Source organism: Streptomyces sp. NBC_01474 (assembly GCF_035918215.1).
GTDB lineage: Bacteria > Actinomycetota > Actinomycetes > Streptomycetales > Streptomycetaceae > Streptomyces > Streptomyces aureus.
In genome coordinates this window covers 8622063-8640980 of record NZ_CP109449.1, presented here as the reverse complement: position 1 = coordinate 8640980, position 18918 = coordinate 8622063, and the positions used below count along the sequence as shown (strand labels likewise).

The window sequence follows — 18918 nt, the reverse complement described above, 5'->3', positions numbered from 1 at the left end:
GCCCTACGGCCGACCGGTCACGACGCCGGCTCCGGCCCGTCCGGGCCCCAGGAGTCGGGGCCCGCACCATGCCAGTCGATCAGTTCCGGGTCGTCGACGGCCGTGTCCGCCTCGGGAAGGCCCGCGGCGCGCAGGAATTCCAGGACGTCGAGCAGGTTGTAGGCGGTCCCCACGTCCTTGCCGCGAATCGTCACCCGTCGACCGCCGTCAGGCAGGGGCGGGTGCACGGTCACGGGCGCACCTTCGGCCATACCTCAAGAATGGTCCAGGCAACCCGAAAATGCACCCCCACTCGAACCCGCATTCGAAATCCCGGCCCCGCCTGCCCGGCCCGCCTGAGCCGCCCCGCTGCACCGCCGCTCCGCCGCACCTACCCCGCTCCGGTCTTCCGCCGGTAGCCGCCCGGGGCGAGCCCGTACTCCCGTTTGAACGCCTTGGCGAAGGCGAACTCCGAGCCGTAGCCGGTGCGGGCGGCGACCACCGTCAGGGGCGCGTCGGACTCCCGTAGCAGCCGGGCCGCCGTCGTCATGCGCCAGCGGGTCAGATACGCCATGGGCGGCTCCCCCACCAACGCGGTGAACCGCCTGGCGAACGCGGCGCGGGACAGCCCGGCCCGCTCGGCCAGCGCCTCGACGGTCCACTGGGCCGACGGGGCGCCGTGCATGGCCGCCAGCGCGGGCGCGACGGCCGAGTCGCCGAGCGCCGCGGCCCAGCCCTGCGCGGCGGAGGCGGGCTGGTCGTCCAGCCAGGCGCGCAGGATGTAGAGGAGCAGTGAGTCGATCAGCGTGGGCACGATGCCGTCCGAGCCGATCCGCGGATTCTCCAGTTCGGAGCCGAGGAGCTGGACCGCGGCGCTCAGCTCCGGGTGGCGCCCCTGCCGCGCCGGCAGGTGGACCACCTCGGGCAGCTGGCGCACCAGGGGATGCGGGCGGCCCTGGTCCAGGTGGTAGTTGCCGCACAGCAGGCTGGTCTCGGGGCCGTCACCGCCGAGCGTCACCGAGCCGATCGGCGACCCCTCCCGGAAGTGCTCGGCCCTGGGCTCCTCGGCCGCGCTGGACGGGTGGTCGGCGAGGATGTGGCCCCGCCCGTCGCGCAGGAAGACGACGTCGCCGGGGCTGAGCGGGATCGGCTCCAGATGCGGGGCCGAGTCCTCCAGCGGGACCAGCCAGCAGGTCCCGTACAGCACCACGTGGAATCCCGCGCCGGCGACCGGGGGCAGGCGCAGGCCCCAGGGGGCGCGGCCGTTGGTGCGGACGGACGCCGGGCGTCCCGTGCGCATCGAGGCCAGCGCCTCGGTGAGGATGTCCATCCGGCCTCGCCCTCCCTGGTGCGGCCCGTCCCGGTCAGACCGTCAGGACAATCTTGCCCTGTACATGCCCCGAGGCGACCAGCTCGTGCGCCTTGCCCGCCTCCGCCAGCGGGAACGTCTCCTGGACGTGCGGACGGATCGCGCCCGCGTCGACGAGTTCGGCGATCGCCTCGAGCGCGGCGTAGTCCGGCTCGACCGAGATGCCGGCGAAACGCCGCCCGGCCGCCTCCACGCGCGCGGCGAGTTCCGGGTCACCGTGTTCCAGGATGCTGATGAGCACCCCGCCGGGACGCAGCGTCCCGAGCGACCGGTCCCCCTGGGCGAGCGAGTCGAGGACGATGTCGGCGTCCTTGACCACGTCGGTGAAATCGGTGGTCCGGTAGTCGATGACCTCGTCGGCGCCGAGGCCGCGGAGGAAGTCCTGCCGGGCCGCGCTGCCCAGGGCGGTCACATGGGCGCCCCGCGCCTTGGCGATCTGCACGGCGAAGTGGCCGACACCGCCTGCAGCCCGCTGGACGAGGACCCGGTCCCCCTCCTTCACGCCCGCGGCCTGGACGAGGCCCTGCCAGGCGGTGAGCGCCGCGAGGGGGATGGCGGCGGCGTGCACATGGTCGACCGACGCGGGCTTACGGGCCAGCTGGCGGGACGGGGCCGCGACGTACTCGGCGTAACCGGTGGCGGCGCGGGGGAAGAACGGCATCCCGTAGACCTCGTCGCCCACGGCGAACCGGCTGCCGGGGGCGGCCTCCTCGACGACCCCCGAGATGTCCCAGCCGACGCCGAACGGGGGCTCGCCGAGCAGCGGGAAGGCGCCGGACCTGACGGCCACGTCCACCGGGTTGACCGCGCTGGCGTGCACCTTGACGAGAACCTCACCGGAGAGCGGCTTCGGCCGCCCGGTCTCGACGACCTCGAGAACCTCGGGACCACCGAAGGACTTCTGAATCACTGCGCGCACGGTAACTCTCCCTGTTCCAGGCGGGCTTGAGGGCGCCGGCCCGGGATCCGGCCCGACGCCCCGCTTGATGTCCTCAACCATAGGGAGATCGAGTGAGCCGCTGAATAGCCTTCCGTCTCGGCCACATGTCCCAGCGTCTCGACGGCCGGGATCCCTGGGCATGCCCTCCCCGAAGGGACGCTCGCACCGCCGGCCGACGTGGCGCGGCAGCCCTCCGGTGTCGCCGGCCACCCATGGACCCCGGAGCCGTGGCCCGGATCACATGAGGGCGAGGCTGACCAGCGGAATGCCATGGGGGCCGGAGCGGTTGGCACACGAAGATTCCATGCTTGTGCACATACCGACTGGTACCCAAGAGGAGCACTCTGTGACTGACGCCGCGTCGCCTGTTTCCCGCGCTGCCGAGATCCTGTCCCGCCCTGTCGCCCTGAACGGTCTGAAAGTTCCGAACCGCATCGCGATGGCGCCCATGACGCGCATGTTCTCGCCGAACGGCGTCCCGGGTGAGGACGTTCGGTCCTACTACTCCCGCCGGGCCGCCGCGGGCGTGGGCCTGATCGTCACCGAGGGGACCTACGTCGGCCACGAGTCGGCCGGAGAGAGCGACCGGGTGCCGCGCTTCCACGGCGAGGAGCAGCTGGCCGGCTGGGCGAAGGTCGCCGAGGACGTGCACGCGGCGGGCGGCACGATCGTGCCGCAGCTGTGGCACATCGGCATGGTGCGCCAGCAGGGCAAGCCGCCCTTCGCCGAGGCCCCGGCCGTCGGCCCGTCGGGCCTTCGCATCGACGGCACCGAGGGCACGGGCAAGGCGATGACCCAGGGCGACCTGGACGACGTCATCGGCGCGTTCGCACAGGCCGCCAAGGACGCCGAGCGCATCGGCTTCGACGGCGTCGAGGTGCACGGCGCCCACGGCTACCTGCTCGACCAGTTCCTCTGGGCCGGGACCAACCGCCGTACCGACGGCTACGGTGGCGACCCCGTGGCCCGCACGCAGTTCGCCGCCGAGATCGTCGCCGCCATCCGCGAGAACGTCTCCCCCGAATTCCCGGTCATCTTCCGCTACTCGCAGTGGAAGCAGGAGGCCTACGACGCTCGGCTCGCCGAGACCCCGGACGAGCTCGAGGCGATCCTCGACCCCCTCGCCGCGGCCGGCGTCGACGCCTTCCACGCCTCCACCCGCCGTTACTGGAGCCCGGAGTTCGACGGCTCGGACCTGAACCTGGCGGGCTGGACCAAGAAGCTCACCGGCAAGCCCACCATCACGGTCGGCTCCGTCGGCCTCGACGGCGACTTCATCCGCGCCTTCATGGGCGAGGGCTCCGCGGTCAAGGGCATCGACGACCTCCTCGACCGCCTGGAGCGCGACGAGTTCGACCTGGTCGCCATCGGTCGCGCCCTGCTCCAGGACCCGGAGTGGGCGGCGAAGGTCCTGGAGGGCCGTTTCGACCAGCTGAAGCCGTACGACGCGGCAGCAGCGCTCAAGACCCTGAGCTAGGACCTGCCTCCAGTCCTGGGGTCGTCCTCCACGACGTCCTCCACGACGCCCTCACACGAACAAGGACAAACCGGCCTCGCGCCCCGGTTTGTCCTTGTTCGTTTCTGCGGGACTCCGTTGGGGGCGCGCAGCTGCTGGACGACTGCTCGGCCCTCGCACGGCAGACGAGCCGCCCCCGGAGTGAGTGGCGTCAGGCGCGCAGCCCTGGATGGACCCGTGGGCGGGCCGGGGCGCTGCCCGGCCGCTCGTGCGGATCCGCGAACAGCTCCGGATGGCTTGCCCTGATCGTTCCGATGTCGTCGAAGACGCCCTGAAGGTGTCCGCGCAGCGCGTCCTCCGCGCGCGCCGCGTCCCGCCGTTCCAGGGCGTCGACCACCGCGGTGTGCTCGTCGACCAGCGTCTCGATCCGGTGCGGCAGCGGCAGACTCAGCCGGCGGGCCCGGTCGAGGTGCGCCTTGGCGGTCGCCACCGTGCGCCAGAGCGTGCGGTGACCGCTCGCCTCCATCAGGCGGCGGTGGAAGGCCTCGTCCTGCTCGAAGAACACGTCCGCGTCCCCCGCCTTCAGCGCGGCCCGCTGTGCGTCGAGGATGGCGCGCAGCGCCGTGATGTCCGGCGCGCCGGACTTCGTCACCGCCTCGCGCAGCGCCGCCAGTTCGAGCGCCTCCCGCATGAACTGGGCTTCCAGGACGGCGTCGACGCTGATCCGCGAGACGAACGTACCGAGCTTGGGGAAGACGTCGACCAGCGACTCCTCGCCCAGCAGGATCAGTGCCTCGCGCACCGGGGTGCGGCTGACGTCCAGCTCCGCGGCCAGCTCGTTCTCCGACAGGGGCGCACCCGGCAGGAGCTCGAGGGAGGTGATGCGCGCCCGCAGGAGGGCGTGCACCCGAGCCCGGACGGACTCGCGCGGACGCGACGCCTCCGCTTCGACCCGTCGCGTCTTTCCCGGTTCCCGCCGCTGAGCTGCCATGACGCTCACTTTCTCACCTCAGCTGCGAGGTTACTTACATACAAGGCTTGTATGTAAGTGCGGACGGGGGTAGAAAATGACGCGAGGGTCAACGGACCCCCTGGCCACGCCCGTGTCCCTGTCCCCACTGTGGACACCCCTGTGCCCCGGTCTCGCGAACCGATTCCGTCACGTCCGCACGTCCCCCTCGACCGGAGGTCAACGATGACCACCCGCTCCGTCACCGAGAGTGAGGCGCCGGCTGCCCCGTCCGGCGCCTCACTCCCCGCCCGCCCGCGCGGCCGGGGGAAGAACGTCCGCTGGGGCATAGCCGTCCTGTGCTTCGGCGGCCTCGCGGTCAACTACCTGGACCGCTCCACGCTCAGCGTCGCGCTGCCGTCCATGTCGGACGACCTGCGCATCGGCCCCGAGACACAGGGCTTCATCCTCAGTGCCTTCTTCTTCACGTACGCGCTGTGCCAACTGCCCGCCGGGGCACTCCTGGACAAGTACGGCGTGAAGCGGGTCTTCGCGATCGGCGCCATCTGGTGGTCGGTGGCCACCGTCGGGATGGGCCTGGTCCGCGGCGTCGGCTCGCTCGTCGGCGCCCGGATGCTGCTCGGCGCCGGTGAGGCCGCCGGATATCCCGCACCCGCGAAGGCCGTCTCGCGCTGGTTCCCCCGTCACGAACGAACCCTCGCCAACAGCGTCTGGGACAACGGCGCGCGCGTCGGCACCGCCATCGCCCTGCCGCTGGTGACGATGCTGGTCTCCGCGTTCCACTGGCGGGTCGCGTTCATCGCCTGCGGCCTGCTCGGCGTTCTGTGGATCATCGGCTGGTGGCGGCTCTACCACGAGCCCGCCGACCACCCGAAGCTGACCACCGAGGAGCGCGCCTACATCGAGGCGGGTGGCGCTCACACCGACGAGACGGCCGCGCAGGAGGCGGACGCGCCCGAGGTGCGCTGGCGGGACCTGTTCCGCTACCGCACGGTCTGGGGCATGATGCTCGGCTTCTTCTGCCTCAACTACGTCATCTACTTCTTCATCACCTGGTTCCCCAGCTACCTCGTCGACGAGCGCGGCTTCGACCTCCTCAAGCTCGGCTTCTTCGGTACGGTCCCGGGGCTGGTCGCCATCTTCGGGTCGCTGCTCGGCGGCTTCACCGCCGACCGGCTGCTCCGCAAGGGCTGGTCCACCACCAGGGTCCGCAAGACCTGCCTGGTCTCCGGCACGCTGTGCTCGTCCGTGATCGCGCTCACCGTCGTCGTGCCGACCGCGTCCGGCGCCCTCGCGTTGCTCTCCCTCAGCTACGCCTCGCTGACCTTCTCGACCGCGTCCGTGGCGTCGCTGCCCGCGGACGTGGCGCCGACCGCCGGGCATGTCGCCTCGCTCGCCGGCATCCAGAACTTCGCCTCGAACGTGGCGGGGATCCTCGGCCCGATCGTCACCGGATTCCTGCTGGCATCCTCCGGGGGCTCGTACGTGGTGCCGCTCCTGGTGTCCGGCGCCCTGTCCGTCGTCGGCGCCCTCACCTACGCGTTCGTCATCAAGCGCGTCGAACCGCTGCCGGTGCGCTAGTCCGCCCCGGCCCGCTCCATCCCCGTACGAAAGAGAGGGACGCCCCGTGGCCCAGTCGGTCGAGCCGGCGCAGTCGGTCGAGCCTGTCGAGTCCATACATCGCGCCGCCGTACTGCACGGTCCCAACGACGTGCGCGTCGAGGACCGCCCGGTGCCCGAGCCCGGGCCGGGCCAGGTCCTGGTCGCCGTCCGTGCCGTCGGACTGTGCGGGTCCGACCTGCACTACTACGCCCACGGCGAGAACGGCCCGAACGTCCTGCGGCAGCCGACCGTCCTCGGCCACGAGCCGGCCGGCGTGGTCGTCGGCCACGGCGCTGGCGTTGACGACCTGCCCCACGGCACGGCCGTGGCCATCGAACCGGCGCACCCGTGCGGCACGTGCGCGCTGTGCCGGGCCGGGCGCTACAACCTCTGCCCGAAGGGCACCTGTTTCGGTTCGCCGCCGACCGACGGCGCGCTCGCCGAGTACGTCTGCGTGCCACGGGACTTCGTGCATCCGCTGCCCGCGTCGACGGATGTCCGGCTCGGCGCGCTGATCGAGCCGCTCGCCGTCGCCGTGCACGCGGTGCGTCGCGCAGCGCTCGCCCCCGGTCAGCGGGTGCTGGTCACGGGGGCGGGGCCGATCGGTGTGCTGGTCGCGCAGGTCGCTGCGGCCGTCGGTGCCGGGTCCGTGACGGTGTCCGATGTGGCGGCCGAGCGGCGGGAGTTCGCGGCGCGGCTCGGCCTGCACACCGTGGACGCGGCCGGCCTCGTGCCCGATCCGGAGCGGGCCCACGCGCTGGCGTCGCCGGACGGCTACGACGCCCTGTTCGACTGCTCCGGCGTGGGGCCCGCCCTGGTGTCGGGGATCCGCGCGCTGCGCCCCGGCGGCACCGCCGTGGTCGTCGGCAATCCGAGCCGGCCGCTGACCGAGCTGCCGCTGGCGTGGATGCAGCGTCAGGAACTGTCCCTTGTGACGTCGTTCCGGTACGGGGCGGGAGACTTCGCGGCGGCGGCCGCGTTGGCGGGACGTGTCCAGCTGGCCGAACTGGTCACCGCCTCCTTCCCGTTGGAGCGGGCGGCCGAGGCGCTCGAGGTCGCGCTGACCGACCCGTCGCAGATGAAGGTCCTGGTCGAGCCGGCGCGGGAGGCCTGACCATGACCTCGCGCACCCAGCCCCGCCTGTCCCGTACCGCCCTGCCCGTGGCCGGTCTGAAGCTGCCCCCGCCCCTCCCCGAACCCGGCATCGTCCATCTGGGCCTCGGTAACTTCCACCGCGCCCACCAGGCCGTCTACACGGCCGACGCCCTGCGCCACAGTCCCGGCCCGTGGGGCATCACGGGTGTCTCGACGAGCGCGGCACGAGGTCCGCGCCCAGTGCTGACCGGCATGGCGGAGCAGGGCCAGCTCTATACCGTCCTCACCCTGCGCCGCGACGTGGGTGTCGCCGCGACCGTGCCCGGGGTGCACCATCCGGGCCTCGTCGCGGACGGGCAGGGGGCCGAGGTCGTCGCCGCGATCGGCAGCCCCACCACGCGCATCGTCTCCGTCACGGTGACAGAGAAGGGGTACACCTTCGGCGCCGACGGCCGCCTCGACCTCGACGACCCGCTGGTCCGCGCCGACCTCGCGGGAGGCCCGCCCCGCACCGCCCTCGGCCTGATCGTGCGCGGGCTCCAGCACCGGGCCCGCACCGACGGGGCGCCGGTCACCGTGCTCAGCTGCGACAACCTCATGGCCAACGGGCACCGACTGCGCGCCCTCATCGACGAGTTCGTCGCCGCCCTGCCCGCCTCGGAACGCCCCGAGCTGCAGGCCTACGTCGCGACCTCGCTCACCACACCGAACACCATGGTCGACCGGATCGCGCCCGCCACCACCGACGAGCACCGTGACCTGGTCGCCCGCGCCTTCGGCGTCCGCGACTCGGTGCCGGTGCCCGCCGAGCCGTACCGGCTGTGGGTCATGGAGGACGACTTCCGCGCCGGACGTCCGGCGTGGGAGCACGCGGGCGCGCTGTTCACGGACGATGTCGCCCCGTACGAGCTGATGAAACTGCGACTCCTCAACGGCGCCCACTCGCTCCTCGCCTACCTCGGCCTGCTGCGCGGACACCGCTGCATCGACCAGGCGGTGACGGACGAACTCCTGGGCGGTGCAGCGGAGTTCGCGATGCGGGAGGAGATCCTGCCGACGGTCCCGGAGCCCGAGGGAATGCCGGGCAAGGCCTACGTCACCGAACTCCTCGACCGGTTCGCCAATCCGGCGCTCGGCCACCGCACCGCGCAGGTCGGCTCCGACGGTTCCCTGAAGATCCCGGTCCGCTGGGCGGGGGTGCTCGCCGAGTCGCTGGCCGCGGGGCGCGTCCCGCGCGTCCTCGCTCTCGGCCTCGCCGCGTACGTGCGCGTCATCACGGCCGACGACGCGTACGACGAGCGTGCGCTCGGCACGGTCCACGACGGTGCCCGGCCGCGCCTGGCCGAGCTCGCGGCCCGGGCGAGCGGCCCCGCCGACGCGGCCCGTCTTCTGCTCTCCGAAGGAGACTTCCTGCCGCCGGACGTCGCTCAACACCGCGAACTCATCGATGTGGTCGGCGAGTTCGCGCACACGCTCGCCGTGCACGGCGTCGAGGCCGCGCTGCGTTCCGCGCTCACCTGATCCAGGTGCCGGCCGCCGATCCGGTACGCCGGCCCGGCACCTCTCCCTGCCCCGCACTCCCCCATCGAGAAGAACGGCACCCATGGCCACCATCACCTCGGCCGAGGTCTTCGTCACCTGCCCCGGCCGCAACTACGTCACCCTGAAGATCACCACCTCGGACGGTGTCACCGGCATCGGCGACGCCACCCTCAACGGCCGCGAGCTGTCCGTCGCCTCCTACCTGCGCGACCACGTCTGCCCCACCCTGATCGGCAAGGACCCGGCCCGCATCGAGCAGGTGTGGCAGTACCTGTACAAGGGAGCCTACTGGCGGCGCGGCCCGGTCACCATGACGGCCGTCGCCGCCGTCGACGTCGCCCTGTGGGACATCAAGGGCAAGGTCGCGGGCCTGCCCGTGTACCAGCTGCTCGGCGGCGCGGCCCGCGACGGCGTCACCGTCTACGGCCACGCCAGCGGCAACACGGTCCCCGAACTCCTCGACGACGTACAGCGTTTCCTCGACAAGGGCTTCCGCGCCGTGCGCGCGCAGGCGGCGGTGCCCGGACTGGAGCGGGTGTACGGCATGCGCAAGGGCGACGGCGACACCTACGAGCCGGCCGACGGGGAGCTGCCCACCGAGGAAGTCTGGGACACCGGCGCCTACTTGGACTTCGTGCCGACCTACATGTCCGCCGTCCGCGAGCGGTTCGGCTACGACTTCCACCTGCTGCACGACGTGCACCACCGGCTCAGCCCCATCGAGGCGGGTCGCCTGGGCAAGTCCCTGGAGCCCTACCGTCTGTTCTGGATCGAGGACCCCACTCCGGCAGAGGACCAGGAGGCCTTCCGTCTCATCCGGCAGCACACCACGACGCCGCTCGCGGTCGGCGAGATCTTCAACTCGATCTGGGACTGCCAGCACCTGATCACGAACCGCCTCATCGACTACATCCGCACGTCCGTCTCGCACGCGGGCGGCATCACCCACCTGCGTAAGATCTTCTCGCTCGCCGAGCTGTACGGGGTCCGCTCCGGCTCGCACGGCGCCGGCGACCTCTCCCCCGCGTCACTCGCGGCCGCGCTCCACGTCGACCTGTCGATCCCGAACTTCGGCATGCAGGAGTACATGGCCCATCTGCCGGGCTACGAGGAGGTGTTCGAGACGTCCTGGAGGTTCGAGGACGGCCTGATGCACCCCGGCGACCGCCCCGGCATCGGCGTCGAGTTCGACGAGAAGGCCGCCGAGCGCTTCCCGTACGAGCGCAAGTACCTGCCCGTGAACAGGCTGCGGGACGGATCCGTGCACGACTGGTGAGGCGAGTGGCCACGACGGCTGCCCGCCGTGGCGCCGATCCACTCGGGACCGCTGCTGACCGGGACAGGGAAACCCGGCAAGGGACGGCGGGCGCGGCCCCCCGACCGTGCCTGCCGTATCCACGACGCGGGGAGCCCGCAGCCCATGCCGGATCAGCCGGGAGCTCCGCACGGCATCGGTGCGGCCCTCGGGCAACGGCTCCTACCCGCGTGCCGCCTTGGCCGCCACGGAGCCGTGGCCGAACCCGAGATGGTCCACGAGGTCGGCGATGACCGGCTGGTTGTTCAGGTAGCGCATCCCGCCGAGGTCGGCGTGCAGGTGCGGCATACCGGGCGGCGTCACCGAGAAGAGGCGGCCGCCGACGCGTTCACCGCCCTCGAACAGGCCCACCGTGAGGGGCCCGACTCGACGCCGTCGAAGCTCCTTCAGTACGGGACCGTGCTTGGCTTCCGGGCCGAGCAGCCGCCAGGCGGCGTACGCCCCGGACACCCCGGCCGATGACCGCGACGTCGAGCACGCCGTGCTCGCCCTCGATCGTGGTGGCCTGCTCCGGCCTCGCCTGGACGAGCGGACGCGCCCGCGCCGACGCCCCCAGCGCTCCGGCGAGAGATCACGTTCGCCACTCCCGAGGAAATCCTCCCGGCGCTGCGCGGTGCACTGGCCGAGGACTGGATGGCCATGCCGGTCTGGCCCGCAGTCTCGCCTTCCGGCTGGCCTGCCTGCAGCGCCCGGACGATCCCGAACTGCTGCGCGAGGCAGCGGCCGATCTCCTCTCTTTCGGACCCGACTGGGATGATTTCGCGGAAGACCTGAAGGCTCGGGCCACCCGCCTGGACGGCTGATTCCCACGATCGAGGGTTCGAGCGGGACTCGTTCGGTGCGGCCACACTTCATCTTCGTGTCCGCGAGACTCCCTCAGCGGAGATCGCGGGCCGTCACAGCGGCCCGCTGGGCCGCACCCCCCGCGGCGTATGCTTGCGCAGGTCAGGGGAGGAGGCACCATGGGGCGGATGCCGTCGGCGCAGCGGCGCAGGCAACTGGTCGAAGCTGCTATCCGGGCCATGGCCCGCGACGGAGTCGCGAAGACCACCACGCGGTCCGTCGTTGCGGAGGCGGGTGTCTCGCTGAGCGTTTTCCACTACTGCTTCGACTCCAAGCAGGAGTTGCTCGAAGCGGTGATGGACACCATCTCCGAGCACTCCGAGTCGGACGTTCTCACCACGCTCACCCGCAGGCCCACCCTGCGCGAAACGATCCGCGCCGGGCTCCAGGCGTACTGGGACCACGTACTGGCCAATCCCGGCGAGCACATGCTGACGTACGAACTCACCCAGTACGCCCTGCGGGAACCCGGCTATGAGCATCTCGCCCGGCGGCAGTACGAGCGCTATCTCGCGGCCCACACCAAGGTGATCCGCCAACTCCCCTCGGTCCTGGGCGTGGAGCTGACCGTGCCCGAGCCCGCGGCCGCCAGGTATCTGGCCGCGCTGACCGACGGGCTCACGCTCAACTTCCTCGTGCTGGGCGACGAGGAGAAGGCGGGCGACGTGCTGGACGTCGCCGCTGACCAGATCCTGACGCTGCTGCGGTAGCAGGTCAGCGGCCGTACACCGCCGCCTCGTTGATCGAGTAGCCGTACGTGGTGGCGCGTGTCACGCCGTGGACACGGACGTACCGCGCCTGCACCGGGCTGAACACCGCGTTGTCCAGGCCCCCGTCCCCGCTGTCCGTGGACCACACGGTCCGCCAGGTGGTCCCGTCGTCCGAGACCTCGATCCGGTAGGCCCGCGCAAAGGCCCGTTCCCAGTCGAGGGAGACCTTGCCGACCGTACGGGAGCTGCCCAGATCGAGCCGCAGCCACTGGTCGTCCGACCAGCCGCTCGCCCATCTCGTGCCGGTGTCGCCGTCCACGGCCCGCCCCGCCGCGTAGCTGGTGAACGGGTTCCACTCCGTCGCGCTTGCGCTCGCCGGGGCGCCGGCGGCGAGGTCGGGCGCGGGCTTGTGGAGTTCGGTCGCCTTCCAGGTGCGGAGGTAGGACTCCGCGCCGCCGAGCAGGTCCTGCACCGTGTCCTTGCCGCCGCTGAGCCGCATCTGCTCGATCCAGTCGGGCACCATGCCGACATGGGCCGCACCGTCGGTGTTGAAGTCCCAGGTGCGTTCGCCGGTGTGCTGACGGTCGATGACGGAACCGCCGTCTGCGCTGCGGAAGGGGTACTTGACCGCGTTGGGGGCGTCGGGTCCGACCGGTCCCGGCCAGCCGCCGACTCCGTTCATGTCGGTGCCGTAGCCGAGTCCGACGCCATACTGCTGGCGCAGCGCCCTGGTCCCGGCGGACTCCTTGGCGAAGCTGTCGGCGCTGGACATGTACGAGGCCTTGAAGCCGCCGAGACGGTACACGCGCTCCAGCCAGCCGTCGTCCATCCAGCTGTGGCTGGAGAGCACGCCGGGGTAGTCCGCCGACTCCAGCAGGTCCAGGGTGCGACCGGCCGCCTTGACGCTCATGTGGTCGACCTCGACCATCATGTTGCGCTTCATCAACCCCTTGACCGCGTACTCACCGAGGCGGGTCAGACCGCGCCTGTTGCACTGCGCGTCGCTGTCGTACGTGGGCACCTTGGTGCCTGCGGGGAGCAGTTTGGTCACCTCGGCCGGGGCGGCCGCGTTGCCGGTGGGGTTGTCGTGCTGCGGGCCGCTGCACTTCTCCGTGTTCCAGAAGGTGCCGGTGGAGAGGAACTGGCCGATGTCCACGGCCGTTCCGATGGTGCCGGAGTCCATCCGCACCCCGCACAGGGCGTTGTCGAACTTGTGGCACAGGAACATGCTGCGCACACCCAGCTTGTACAGCTCGTCCAGACCGCTGTCGATGTCGGCCTGGCTGCACTGGGGGACGTCGAGGATCTGCTTGCAGCCGAAGGGCTCCGAGGTCTCTACGCCGAGCACCACGGCGAGCTTGCCCTCCGCGACGACCTGGCGGGCCTGGGTGGAGTCGGTGACGATGCGGAAGAAGCCCTTGCCCTTTCCGCCGTAGATCTTGTCGATGTAGTCCTGCATCTCGTAGGACTTACGGGCCTCTAGGCGGATGGCGTCCATCTCGTTGCAGCCGCGGTCCCTGACGTAGATCGAGCACAACAGGCCGTTGGTGACCAGGTCGTTGACGAGGATCCGCTGGCCGCCGCGCCAGGCGCGCTCCAGCCACGCGTAGTAGTTCTGCTGGTGGCTGAGGGAGTTGTGGGCCGGCCAGTCCTTGAACGTCGGCCAGCCCACCGGGTCGTGGTGACCGTCCGCACCGCCGGTGACGTTCTCGAAGAGGGCGAGCGAGCCGTCGGGATAGTGCTCGGGGCAGTCCTTGAGGGCGTCGGCGATGCCCGCTTCGGAGAACGGCTTGCCGCAGATGATGCGGCCGCCGAAGCCCTCGTTGGACATCAGGTGATTGTGCGCGTCGATGAAGCCGCGGACCCGGCCCTGACCGTCCGTGCCGTGGAAGGGTTCGCCGGTGACGTTGATCTGCGAATCGGCGGCGGGCCGCGCCGTGGGCTCCCACCAGGGGGTGTCGGCTCCGACGGCCGGAGGGGAGCCCATGCCGAGAGCCAGCAGGAGGGTGACGACGATGGCGAACAGGCCGCGTCTGCGGAGGAGGGTCATCCGGGCTACCTTCGCTGTCCGGGATGGGCACGCGCTAACTTACTCGCGCGTAGGTCCCGTCGAGGATGGCGCGGACCTGACAGCGAGTCAATAGTCCGGGACAGATGACCTATTTGATGCGCCGTCAGCTCCGCTGACTGAAAATGACCCCTGGACTGGTCGGAGAGAAGGGCCTGTTCAAAGGGCGGTTCTGGAGGACGCGCCGGAGGCCGGAATGGCGGAGCAGCCCGGTTGCGAGCGAGGCGACAACGCCGGGGCAGGGGCGGGGAACCCACGCGATGACACCTCGCGCAAGCGAATTACGGCCGATGTGACCAGCTGGAATTCCTGCTGCGTGGTTTGACGGGCCTGGGCCAGCCGGCCGTGGATGCGGTGGGAACGTGACCTGCTGGTGCGAGACCGCTCACGCCACCCATGACGTTGATGCCCTCAGGACGACGAAGCTTCGCCAGGCGCACTGGGCGGCCGTCGATGCCCGGCCCTGCCGGGGCCGGATCGAGGTAGAGATGAGGCCCGGCGTCGGACGATCGGCCGCGTGCCGGACCCATGCCCCTCTACGAGGACATCGGCCGCATTGCCGTTTCGGCACACGCCGCGGCTCTCCGGGTCTGCGGGGGCTGCCTGTCAGCCGTGCAGAAGACGCCTGTGGAAGGCACGAACCGCACTCCGGGCGGGCGGCGCCCTGAAGCGGGAAACACCGGCGGGTTGCCGCTGGAATCTCCCGCCCTGGGCGGAAGGGAAGCCAGGTGAGGGCTACTTGCCGGTTCCGCTGAGGTGAGCCGCCCACGGGTAGTAGACGTAGGAGAACGCTGCCGGCGCCCCCGTGATCTTGCTGCCGAGCCACACGTCGTTCGTCAGCTGGATGCCCGAGAACATCGGATCCATCTCGTCGTGCAGCTTCTGCTCCATCTGCACGACCAGCTTGGAGCGGGCGCTCTCGTCCTTCGTGCCGATCGCCTTGGCGTAGAGCCCGTCGATGCCCTTGTAGCCGGACTGGTTGAAGGTGCCGCCGGTCACCGCGGTGAGGCCCAGCCAGTCGAGCGGGTTAGGGATGTTCGGCCAGAACTGTGTGTACAGCAGGTCGGTGCCGCCACGCGTCGCCGGGTCGTAGAGGTAGTTCGAGTAGCCGGTCGCGGGGACGACGTTGAGCTTGAATTTCAGGCCGATCCTGTCGGCCGCGTCCTTGATCCCGACGCCCAGCTGCTGCGTCTCCGCCTGCTGCGGCACCACGAGGCTGATCTCCTTCGACTTCACGTCGGCCGGAACTCCGGCGAGCAGCTTCTTCGCCTCGTCCGTCTTCGCGGAGCCGTCGGTCTTGACCGAGCCGGCGTACGAGGTCAGGTCGTCCTTCGCGAAGCCGTACACGGCCGGTACGGTCTGCAGCGAAGCAGGGGTCCCCTCACCGGCGTACACCTGCTTGCCGATGCCCTTCCAGTCGATGGCCATCTGGAGCGCCTTGCGTACGTCGGCGTTGCCCATCGCGCCCTTGTGGTTCGCGACCACGAGCGTGACGGCCAGGGGCGCGGGACCGGAGTAGAGCTTGCCCGCCGACGACGCCCTCAGCTGTGACAGGCCGGCCACCGGCGGACCGTACGTTCCGTCGATCTGGCCCGAGAGCAGGCCGGAGGTGATCGCGGAGTCGTCGGTCAGGAACGTGAAGTCGATGTTCTTCACCTTCCGTGGCAGCGACTTGTTCCAGTAGCCGTCGTAGCGGCTCGCACTGATCGACTGACCCCGCGTCCACTTGGCGAACCTGTAGGGGCCGGTGCACATGACACCGACGCCCGGCGTACCGACCTTCTTGCCGTGCTGCTCGTAGAAGTTCTTCTGAACGACGACACCGGCGTAGCTCGCCAGCTCATCGTTGAAGAGGTAGTCGGGCTTCTTGAGCTTGACGGTCACTTCGGCGGTGCCCGTCTTCGCGATCGAGGCGACGTTCGCGTACAGGTAGCCGTAGAAGCTCGACTTGTCCGTCATGTTGTGCCGCATGCTCCACACGACGTCGTCGGCGGTCATCGGCGAGCCGTCCCAGAAGGTGACGCCGCTGCGCAGCTTGTACGTCCAGGTCTTCGGGTCGGGGTTCGTGTACGACGTCGCCAGGTTGGGCTTGATCTTGAAGTCGGGCGTCTGGGCGAACAGTGTCTCGCACATGTTCGAGTTGATCATGTTCGGTGTGTAGTCGGCCGACTGGAAGGGGTCTACGGTCTGCGGCTCGCCCTGGAAGACGTTCCAGGTGATCTTGTCGACCGAGCCCTTGCCTGCCGGCGTGAAGGTCGTCAGCGCGTCGGAGGACTTGGACGCGCTGGTGTCGGATGTGCCTCCTCCGGAGCCGGAACAGCCGGCCAGCACGAGGCCGGTGGCGGCGACGACGGCGAGTGCCGATGCCCGTCTGCTGGGGCGGGGTGCGTACATGGCGTGACTCCTGGTCAGTGTCGGGCTGTGAGGGTTTCGGGGTCCCACCCGCTGCGGGGGACGCTGCCGCGCAACAGGCGGGTGTAGGGGTCCTGAGGGTTGTCGAGCACGTCGGCGGTGGGCCCTTGCTCGACGACGGCGCCGTGACGCATGACGATCGTGTCGTCGGTCACCTGGCGGATGACGGCGAGATCGTGGCTGATGAACAGGTAGCTCACACCACGCTTGCGTCGGATGTCCGAGAGCAGATTGAGGATCTGGGCCTGGATCGAGACGTCCAGGGCGGACACGGCCTCGTCGAGGATGAGGACGTCCGGATCGGCGGCGAGCGCCCGGGCGATGGCGACGCGCTGGCGCTGCCCTCCGGAGAGTGACCTCGGCAGTGCCGCCAGCTGCCGGTCGTCGAGTCCGACGAGCTCCGCCAGTTCGCTCACGCGCTTCCTGGTCTCGTCACGGCCGAGCCGGGAATGAACGCCGACGACTTCCGCAAGGCAGTCACCGACGCGCTGGCGGCGGTCGAGCGAGGTGTACGGGTCCTGGAACACGATCTGGATGTCCCGGCCCCGCTGACGGCGGCTGCGTGCGGAACGCGCCGGATGTGTCCGGTCCTCGCCCCGGAACGTGATGCGGCCACCGGAGGGACGCTCCAGGCCGATGATCATCCGCGCCGTGGTCGTCTTGCCGGAGCCGGATTCGCCGACGATACCGAGGGACCCGCCGGGGGCCAGGGCGAAGCTGACGTCGGCGACCGCGGTCGCCTCGGCACGCCCGCGGCCGAACGTCTTGGTCAGGTGCTCGACCACGAGCAGCGGTTCGGTCATCGCTGGGCCTCCTCGTTCGAAGCGGAGCCGACGTGCTCCTGCGGCACCGACCGGCCGCGCAGTCCGGGCATCCGGACACATCGGGTCTGCGACGGACCGATCTGCAGCAGGGGCGGCACTCCTGCCCGGCACTCCTCTTGCGCGAAGGAGCAGCGCGGCGCGAACGCGCAGCCGTCCGGCGCCTCGTAGGCGGTGGTCGGATGACCGCTGATCGCGGGCAGCCGGTCGACGCGCCGGTCGATCTCGGGCCGCGCCCGCACCAGTGCGGCGGTGTACGGGTGGAGCGGGTCCTCGTGCAGCCGCGCCGACGCCTGACGCTCCATGACCTGGCCGGCGTACAGCACGATCGTCTCGTCGCACACGGCGCCGGCGAGCTCCAGGTCGTGCGTGATGAAGAGCATCGCCATGCCGTACTCGCGCTGCATGCGCCGGAGAATCGCCATCACTTCCGCCTGGGTGGTGACGTCGAGCGCGGTCGTCGGCTCGTCCGCGAGGATGAGCCGGGGTCGCGCGGCGACCGCGGCGGCGATCATCACCCGTTGCAGCAGACCGCCGGAGAGCTCGTGCGGGAACTGCCGCAGCCGGCGCTCCGGGTCCCCGATCCCGACCTCGGTGAGCAGCTCCTGTGCGCGCTTTCGAGCAGCGGACTTCGGCAGCCGGTCGTTGATGCGCATCGCCTCGGTGAGGAAGTCGCCGATCGTGCGTACGGGGTTCGTGTAGGCCCGTGCGTCCTGGAAGATCATCGCGACGTCCTTGGCCCGGTAGGACCGCAGGGCGTCGGCGCGAAGGTCGAACACCTCGGCGCCGTCGAAGCGGACACCGCCCCGGACGTCGGCGCCGTCGGGAAGCAGGCGCGCGATGGTGCGTACCGTCATCGACTTGCCCGAGCCGGACTCCCCGACCAGACCGAGCGTGCTTCCGCGGTCGAGCGAGAACGAGACCTCGCGCAGCACGGTGCGCAACTCGCCCGCGACCGGCAACTGGACTGTCAGACCCTCGACTTCGAGAAGTGCGTTCACGCGCGTGCCTCCCAGCGCTCCGTGAGCCGGTCGCCGAGCATGTTCACGGCCCCGACGGTGACGACGATGAGCGCGCTGGCGAACAGCGCCTCCTGCGGGTGTTGTTGCAGCACACCGGCCATGCCGGTGCCGACCATCGCGCCCCAGTCGGAGGTCGGCGGCTGCACCCCGAGGCCGATGAAGGAGAGGCCGGCGAGGTCCATCAGGGCGAACCCGAAGGCGAGTGTGGCGTTGGCGACGATCAGCCCACCCACGTTGGGCAGGATGTGCCCCAGCGCGATCCGCAACCCGTGCACGCCCTGAACCTGCAACGCCGCGATGTAGGGCAGGTTGCGCTCACGCAGCGCCGCGCTCCGCACGATCCTTGCGATGTAGGGGACGTAGGCGACGGACAGCGCCACGACGGCGGCCGTCAGGCCGGATCCGAACAGGGCGGTCGCCAGGATCGCGAGGAGCAGACCGGGGAAGGCGAACACCGCGTCGACGACGCGCACCACCATCTGGTCGAACCAGCCGCCGAACCAGACGGCCGCGAGCGCGAGGACCGTCCCGAGGAGCGTCGAGATCACGACGACGAGGAACGGTCCGATCAGCGCGGTTCGGGAGCCGTGGACGAGGCGGGAGAGAAGGTCCCGCCCGCTCGCGTCGGTTCCCAGCAGATGTGCGCCGCTTGAACCCTGATACGCGCCGGAGAGGTCGACGGCGTTCGGGTCCTGCGGTGAGAGGAGCGGCGCGAGGACGGCGCAGCAGACGACGAGTCCGAGGAGCGTGAGCGCCACCCAACCGGACATCCCG

17 protein-coding genes are annotated in these 18918 nt (G+C 70.6%); 7 read left to right on the top strand and 10 right to left on the bottom strand.

Annotated features, from left to right (window positions below; genetic code table 11):
• Positions 1-17: 17 nt before the first annotated feature.
• The 3 genes from OG758_RS39475 to OG758_RS39465 form a co-directional block, all read right to left on the bottom strand.
• Positions 18-233, bottom strand: a complete 216-nt coding sequence (locus OG758_RS39475; protein WP_382061669.1) for a hypothetical protein — start codon at positions 231-233, stop codon at positions 18-20.
• A 137-nt stretch (positions 234-370) separates the two neighbouring features.
• Positions 371-1309: an AraC family transcriptional regulator gene (locus OG758_RS39470; RefSeq protein ID WP_326714257.1), complete on the bottom strand. Its 939-nt coding sequence runs from the start codon at positions 1307-1309 to the stop codon at positions 371-373.
• Positions 1310-1343: 34 nt separating this feature from the next.
• Positions 1344-2267 carry an NADP-dependent oxidoreductase gene (locus OG758_RS39465; RefSeq protein WP_326714256.1) on the bottom strand — a complete coding sequence of 308 codons (924 nt, stop codon included), beginning with the start codon at positions 2265-2267 and terminating at the stop codon, positions 1344-1346.
• A 367-nt stretch (positions 2268-2634) separates the two neighbouring features.
• On the opposite strand from OG758_RS39465, the gene OG758_RS39460 reads away from it, so the two are divergent.
• A complete protein-coding gene (locus tag OG758_RS39460; protein WP_326714255.1) occupies positions 2635-3765 on the top strand; it encodes an NADH:flavin oxidoreductase in 1131 nt (376 codons plus the stop codon).
• A 190-nt stretch (positions 3766-3955) separates the two neighbouring features.
• Here OG758_RS39460 and OG758_RS39455 read toward each other — a convergent pair whose 3' ends face one another.
• Complete coding sequence (locus tag OG758_RS39455) at positions 3956-4735, bottom strand: GntR family transcriptional regulator (RefSeq protein WP_326714254.1); 780 nt, start codon at positions 4733-4735, stop codon at positions 3956-3958.
• A 204-nt stretch (positions 4736-4939) separates the two neighbouring features.
• Here OG758_RS39455 and OG758_RS39450 point away from each other — a divergent pair, with 204 nt between their 5' ends.
• The 4 genes from OG758_RS39450 to manD all read left to right on the top strand — a co-directional run bounded on the left by OG758_RS39450 (position 4940) and on the right by manD (position 10229).
• The gene (locus tag OG758_RS39450; protein ID WP_326714253.1) at positions 4940-6295 is read left to right on the top strand and encodes an MFS transporter; all 1356 of its coding nucleotides are present in this window, start codon (positions 4940-4942) and stop codon (positions 6293-6295) included.
• A 46-nt stretch (positions 6296-6341) separates the two neighbouring features.
• Positions 6342-7430 (top strand): alcohol dehydrogenase catalytic domain-containing protein, encoded by a 1089-nt coding sequence (locus OG758_RS39445; protein WP_326714252.1) that lies wholly within the window; start codon positions 6342-6344, stop codon positions 7428-7430.
• 2 nt (positions 7431-7432) lie between these two features.
• Positions 7433-8932, top strand: coding sequence for a mannitol dehydrogenase family protein (locus OG758_RS39440; RefSeq protein ID WP_326714251.1), 1500 nt, complete (start codon positions 7433-7435; stop codon positions 8930-8932).
• Positions 8933-9014: 82 nt separating this feature from the next.
• Positions 9015-10229, top strand: a complete 1215-nt coding sequence (manD, locus tag OG758_RS39435; protein WP_326714250.1) for a D-mannonate dehydratase ManD — start codon at positions 9015-9017, stop codon at positions 10227-10229.
• A gap of 201 nt (positions 10230-10430) precedes the next feature.
• Here the strand turns inward: manD and OG758_RS39430 are convergent, their stop codons facing one another.
• Positions 10431-10718, bottom strand: coding sequence for an FAD-dependent oxidoreductase (locus tag OG758_RS39430; protein ID WP_326714249.1), 288 nt, complete (start codon positions 10716-10718; stop codon positions 10431-10433).
• Positions 10719-10726: 8 nt separating this feature from the next.
• On the opposite strand from OG758_RS39430, the gene OG758_RS39425 reads away from it, so the two are divergent.
• Positions 10727-11071 carry a hypothetical protein gene (locus OG758_RS39425; RefSeq protein WP_326714248.1) on the top strand — a complete coding sequence of 115 codons (345 nt, stop codon included), beginning with the start codon at positions 10727-10729 and terminating at the stop codon, positions 11069-11071.
• Positions 11072-11230: 159 nt separating this feature from the next.
• Positions 11231-11821, top strand: coding sequence for a TetR/AcrR family transcriptional regulator (locus OG758_RS39420; protein ID WP_326714247.1), 591 nt, complete (start codon positions 11231-11233; stop codon positions 11819-11821).
• 4 nt (positions 11822-11825) lie between these two features.
• Here OG758_RS39420 and OG758_RS39415 read toward each other — a convergent pair whose 3' ends face one another.
• The 5 genes from OG758_RS39415 to OG758_RS39395 all read right to left on the bottom strand — a co-directional run bounded on the left by OG758_RS39415 (position 11826) and on the right by OG758_RS39395 (position 18914).
• The gene (locus OG758_RS39415) at positions 11826-13871 is read right to left on the bottom strand and encodes a galactose-binding domain-containing protein (RefSeq protein WP_405651551.1); all 2046 of its coding nucleotides are present in this window, start codon (positions 13869-13871) and stop codon (positions 11826-11828) included.
• A 753-nt stretch (positions 13872-14624) separates the two neighbouring features.
• Complete coding sequence (locus OG758_RS39410) at positions 14625-16283, bottom strand: ABC transporter substrate-binding protein (protein ID WP_326714246.1); 1659 nt, start codon at positions 16281-16283, stop codon at positions 14625-14627.
• 14 nt (positions 16284-16297) lie between these two features.
• Positions 16298-17104, bottom strand: a complete 807-nt coding sequence (locus tag OG758_RS39405) for an ABC transporter ATP-binding protein (protein ID WP_326714245.1) — start codon at positions 17102-17104, stop codon at positions 16298-16300.
• Complete coding sequence (locus OG758_RS39400; RefSeq protein ID WP_326714244.1) at positions 17101-18123, bottom strand: ABC transporter ATP-binding protein; 1023 nt, start codon at positions 18121-18123, stop codon at positions 17101-17103. Before OG758_RS39400 ends, OG758_RS39405 begins: the two co-directional genes overlap by 4 nt.
• Positions 18120-18914: an ABC transporter permease gene (locus OG758_RS39395; protein ID WP_326714243.1), complete on the bottom strand. Its 795-nt coding sequence runs from the start codon at positions 18912-18914 to the stop codon at positions 18120-18122. Before OG758_RS39395 ends, OG758_RS39400 begins: the two co-directional genes overlap by 4 nt.
• Positions 18915-18918 lie beyond the last annotated feature (4 nt).

Excerpts from the sequence above, each read along its gene's own strand:
- OG758_RS39420 (WP_326714247.1), top strand. The coding sequence starts at position 11,231 with ATGGGGCGGATGCCGTCGGCGCAGCGGCGCAGGCAACTGGTCGAAGCT.
- OG758_RS39415 (WP_405651551.1), bottom strand. The coding sequence starts at position 13,871 with ATGACCCTCCTCCGCAGACGCGGCCTGTTCGCCATCGTCGTCACCCTC.
- OG758_RS39395 (WP_326714243.1), bottom strand. The coding sequence starts at position 18,914 with ATGTCCGGTTGGGTGGCGCTCACGCTCCTCGGACTCGTCGTCTGCTGC.
- OG758_RS39470 (WP_326714257.1), bottom strand. The coding sequence starts at position 1,309 with ATGGACATCCTCACCGAGGCGCTGGCCTCGATGCGCACGGGACGCCCG.
- OG758_RS39405 (WP_326714245.1), bottom strand. The coding sequence starts at position 17,104 with ATGACCGAACCGCTGCTCGTGGTCGAGCACCTGACCAAGACGTTCGGC.
- manD (WP_326714250.1), top strand. The coding sequence starts at position 9,015 with ATGGCCACCATCACCTCGGCCGAGGTCTTCGTCACCTGCCCCGGCCGC.
- OG758_RS39425 (WP_326714248.1), top strand. The coding sequence starts at position 10,727 with ATGACCGCGACGTCGAGCACGCCGTGCTCGCCCTCGATCGTGGTGGCC.
- OG758_RS39410 (WP_326714246.1), bottom strand. The coding sequence starts at position 16,283 with ATGTACGCACCCCGCCCCAGCAGACGGGCATCGGCACTCGCCGTCGTC.
- OG758_RS39450 (WP_326714253.1), top strand. The coding sequence starts at position 4,940 with ATGACCACCCGCTCCGTCACCGAGAGTGAGGCGCCGGCTGCCCCGTCC.
- OG758_RS39455 (WP_326714254.1), bottom strand. The coding sequence starts at position 4,735 with ATGGCAGCTCAGCGGCGGGAACCGGGAAAGACGCGACGGGTCGAAGCG.
- OG758_RS39440 (WP_326714251.1), top strand. The coding sequence starts at position 7,433 with ATGACCTCGCGCACCCAGCCCCGCCTGTCCCGTACCGCCCTGCCCGTG.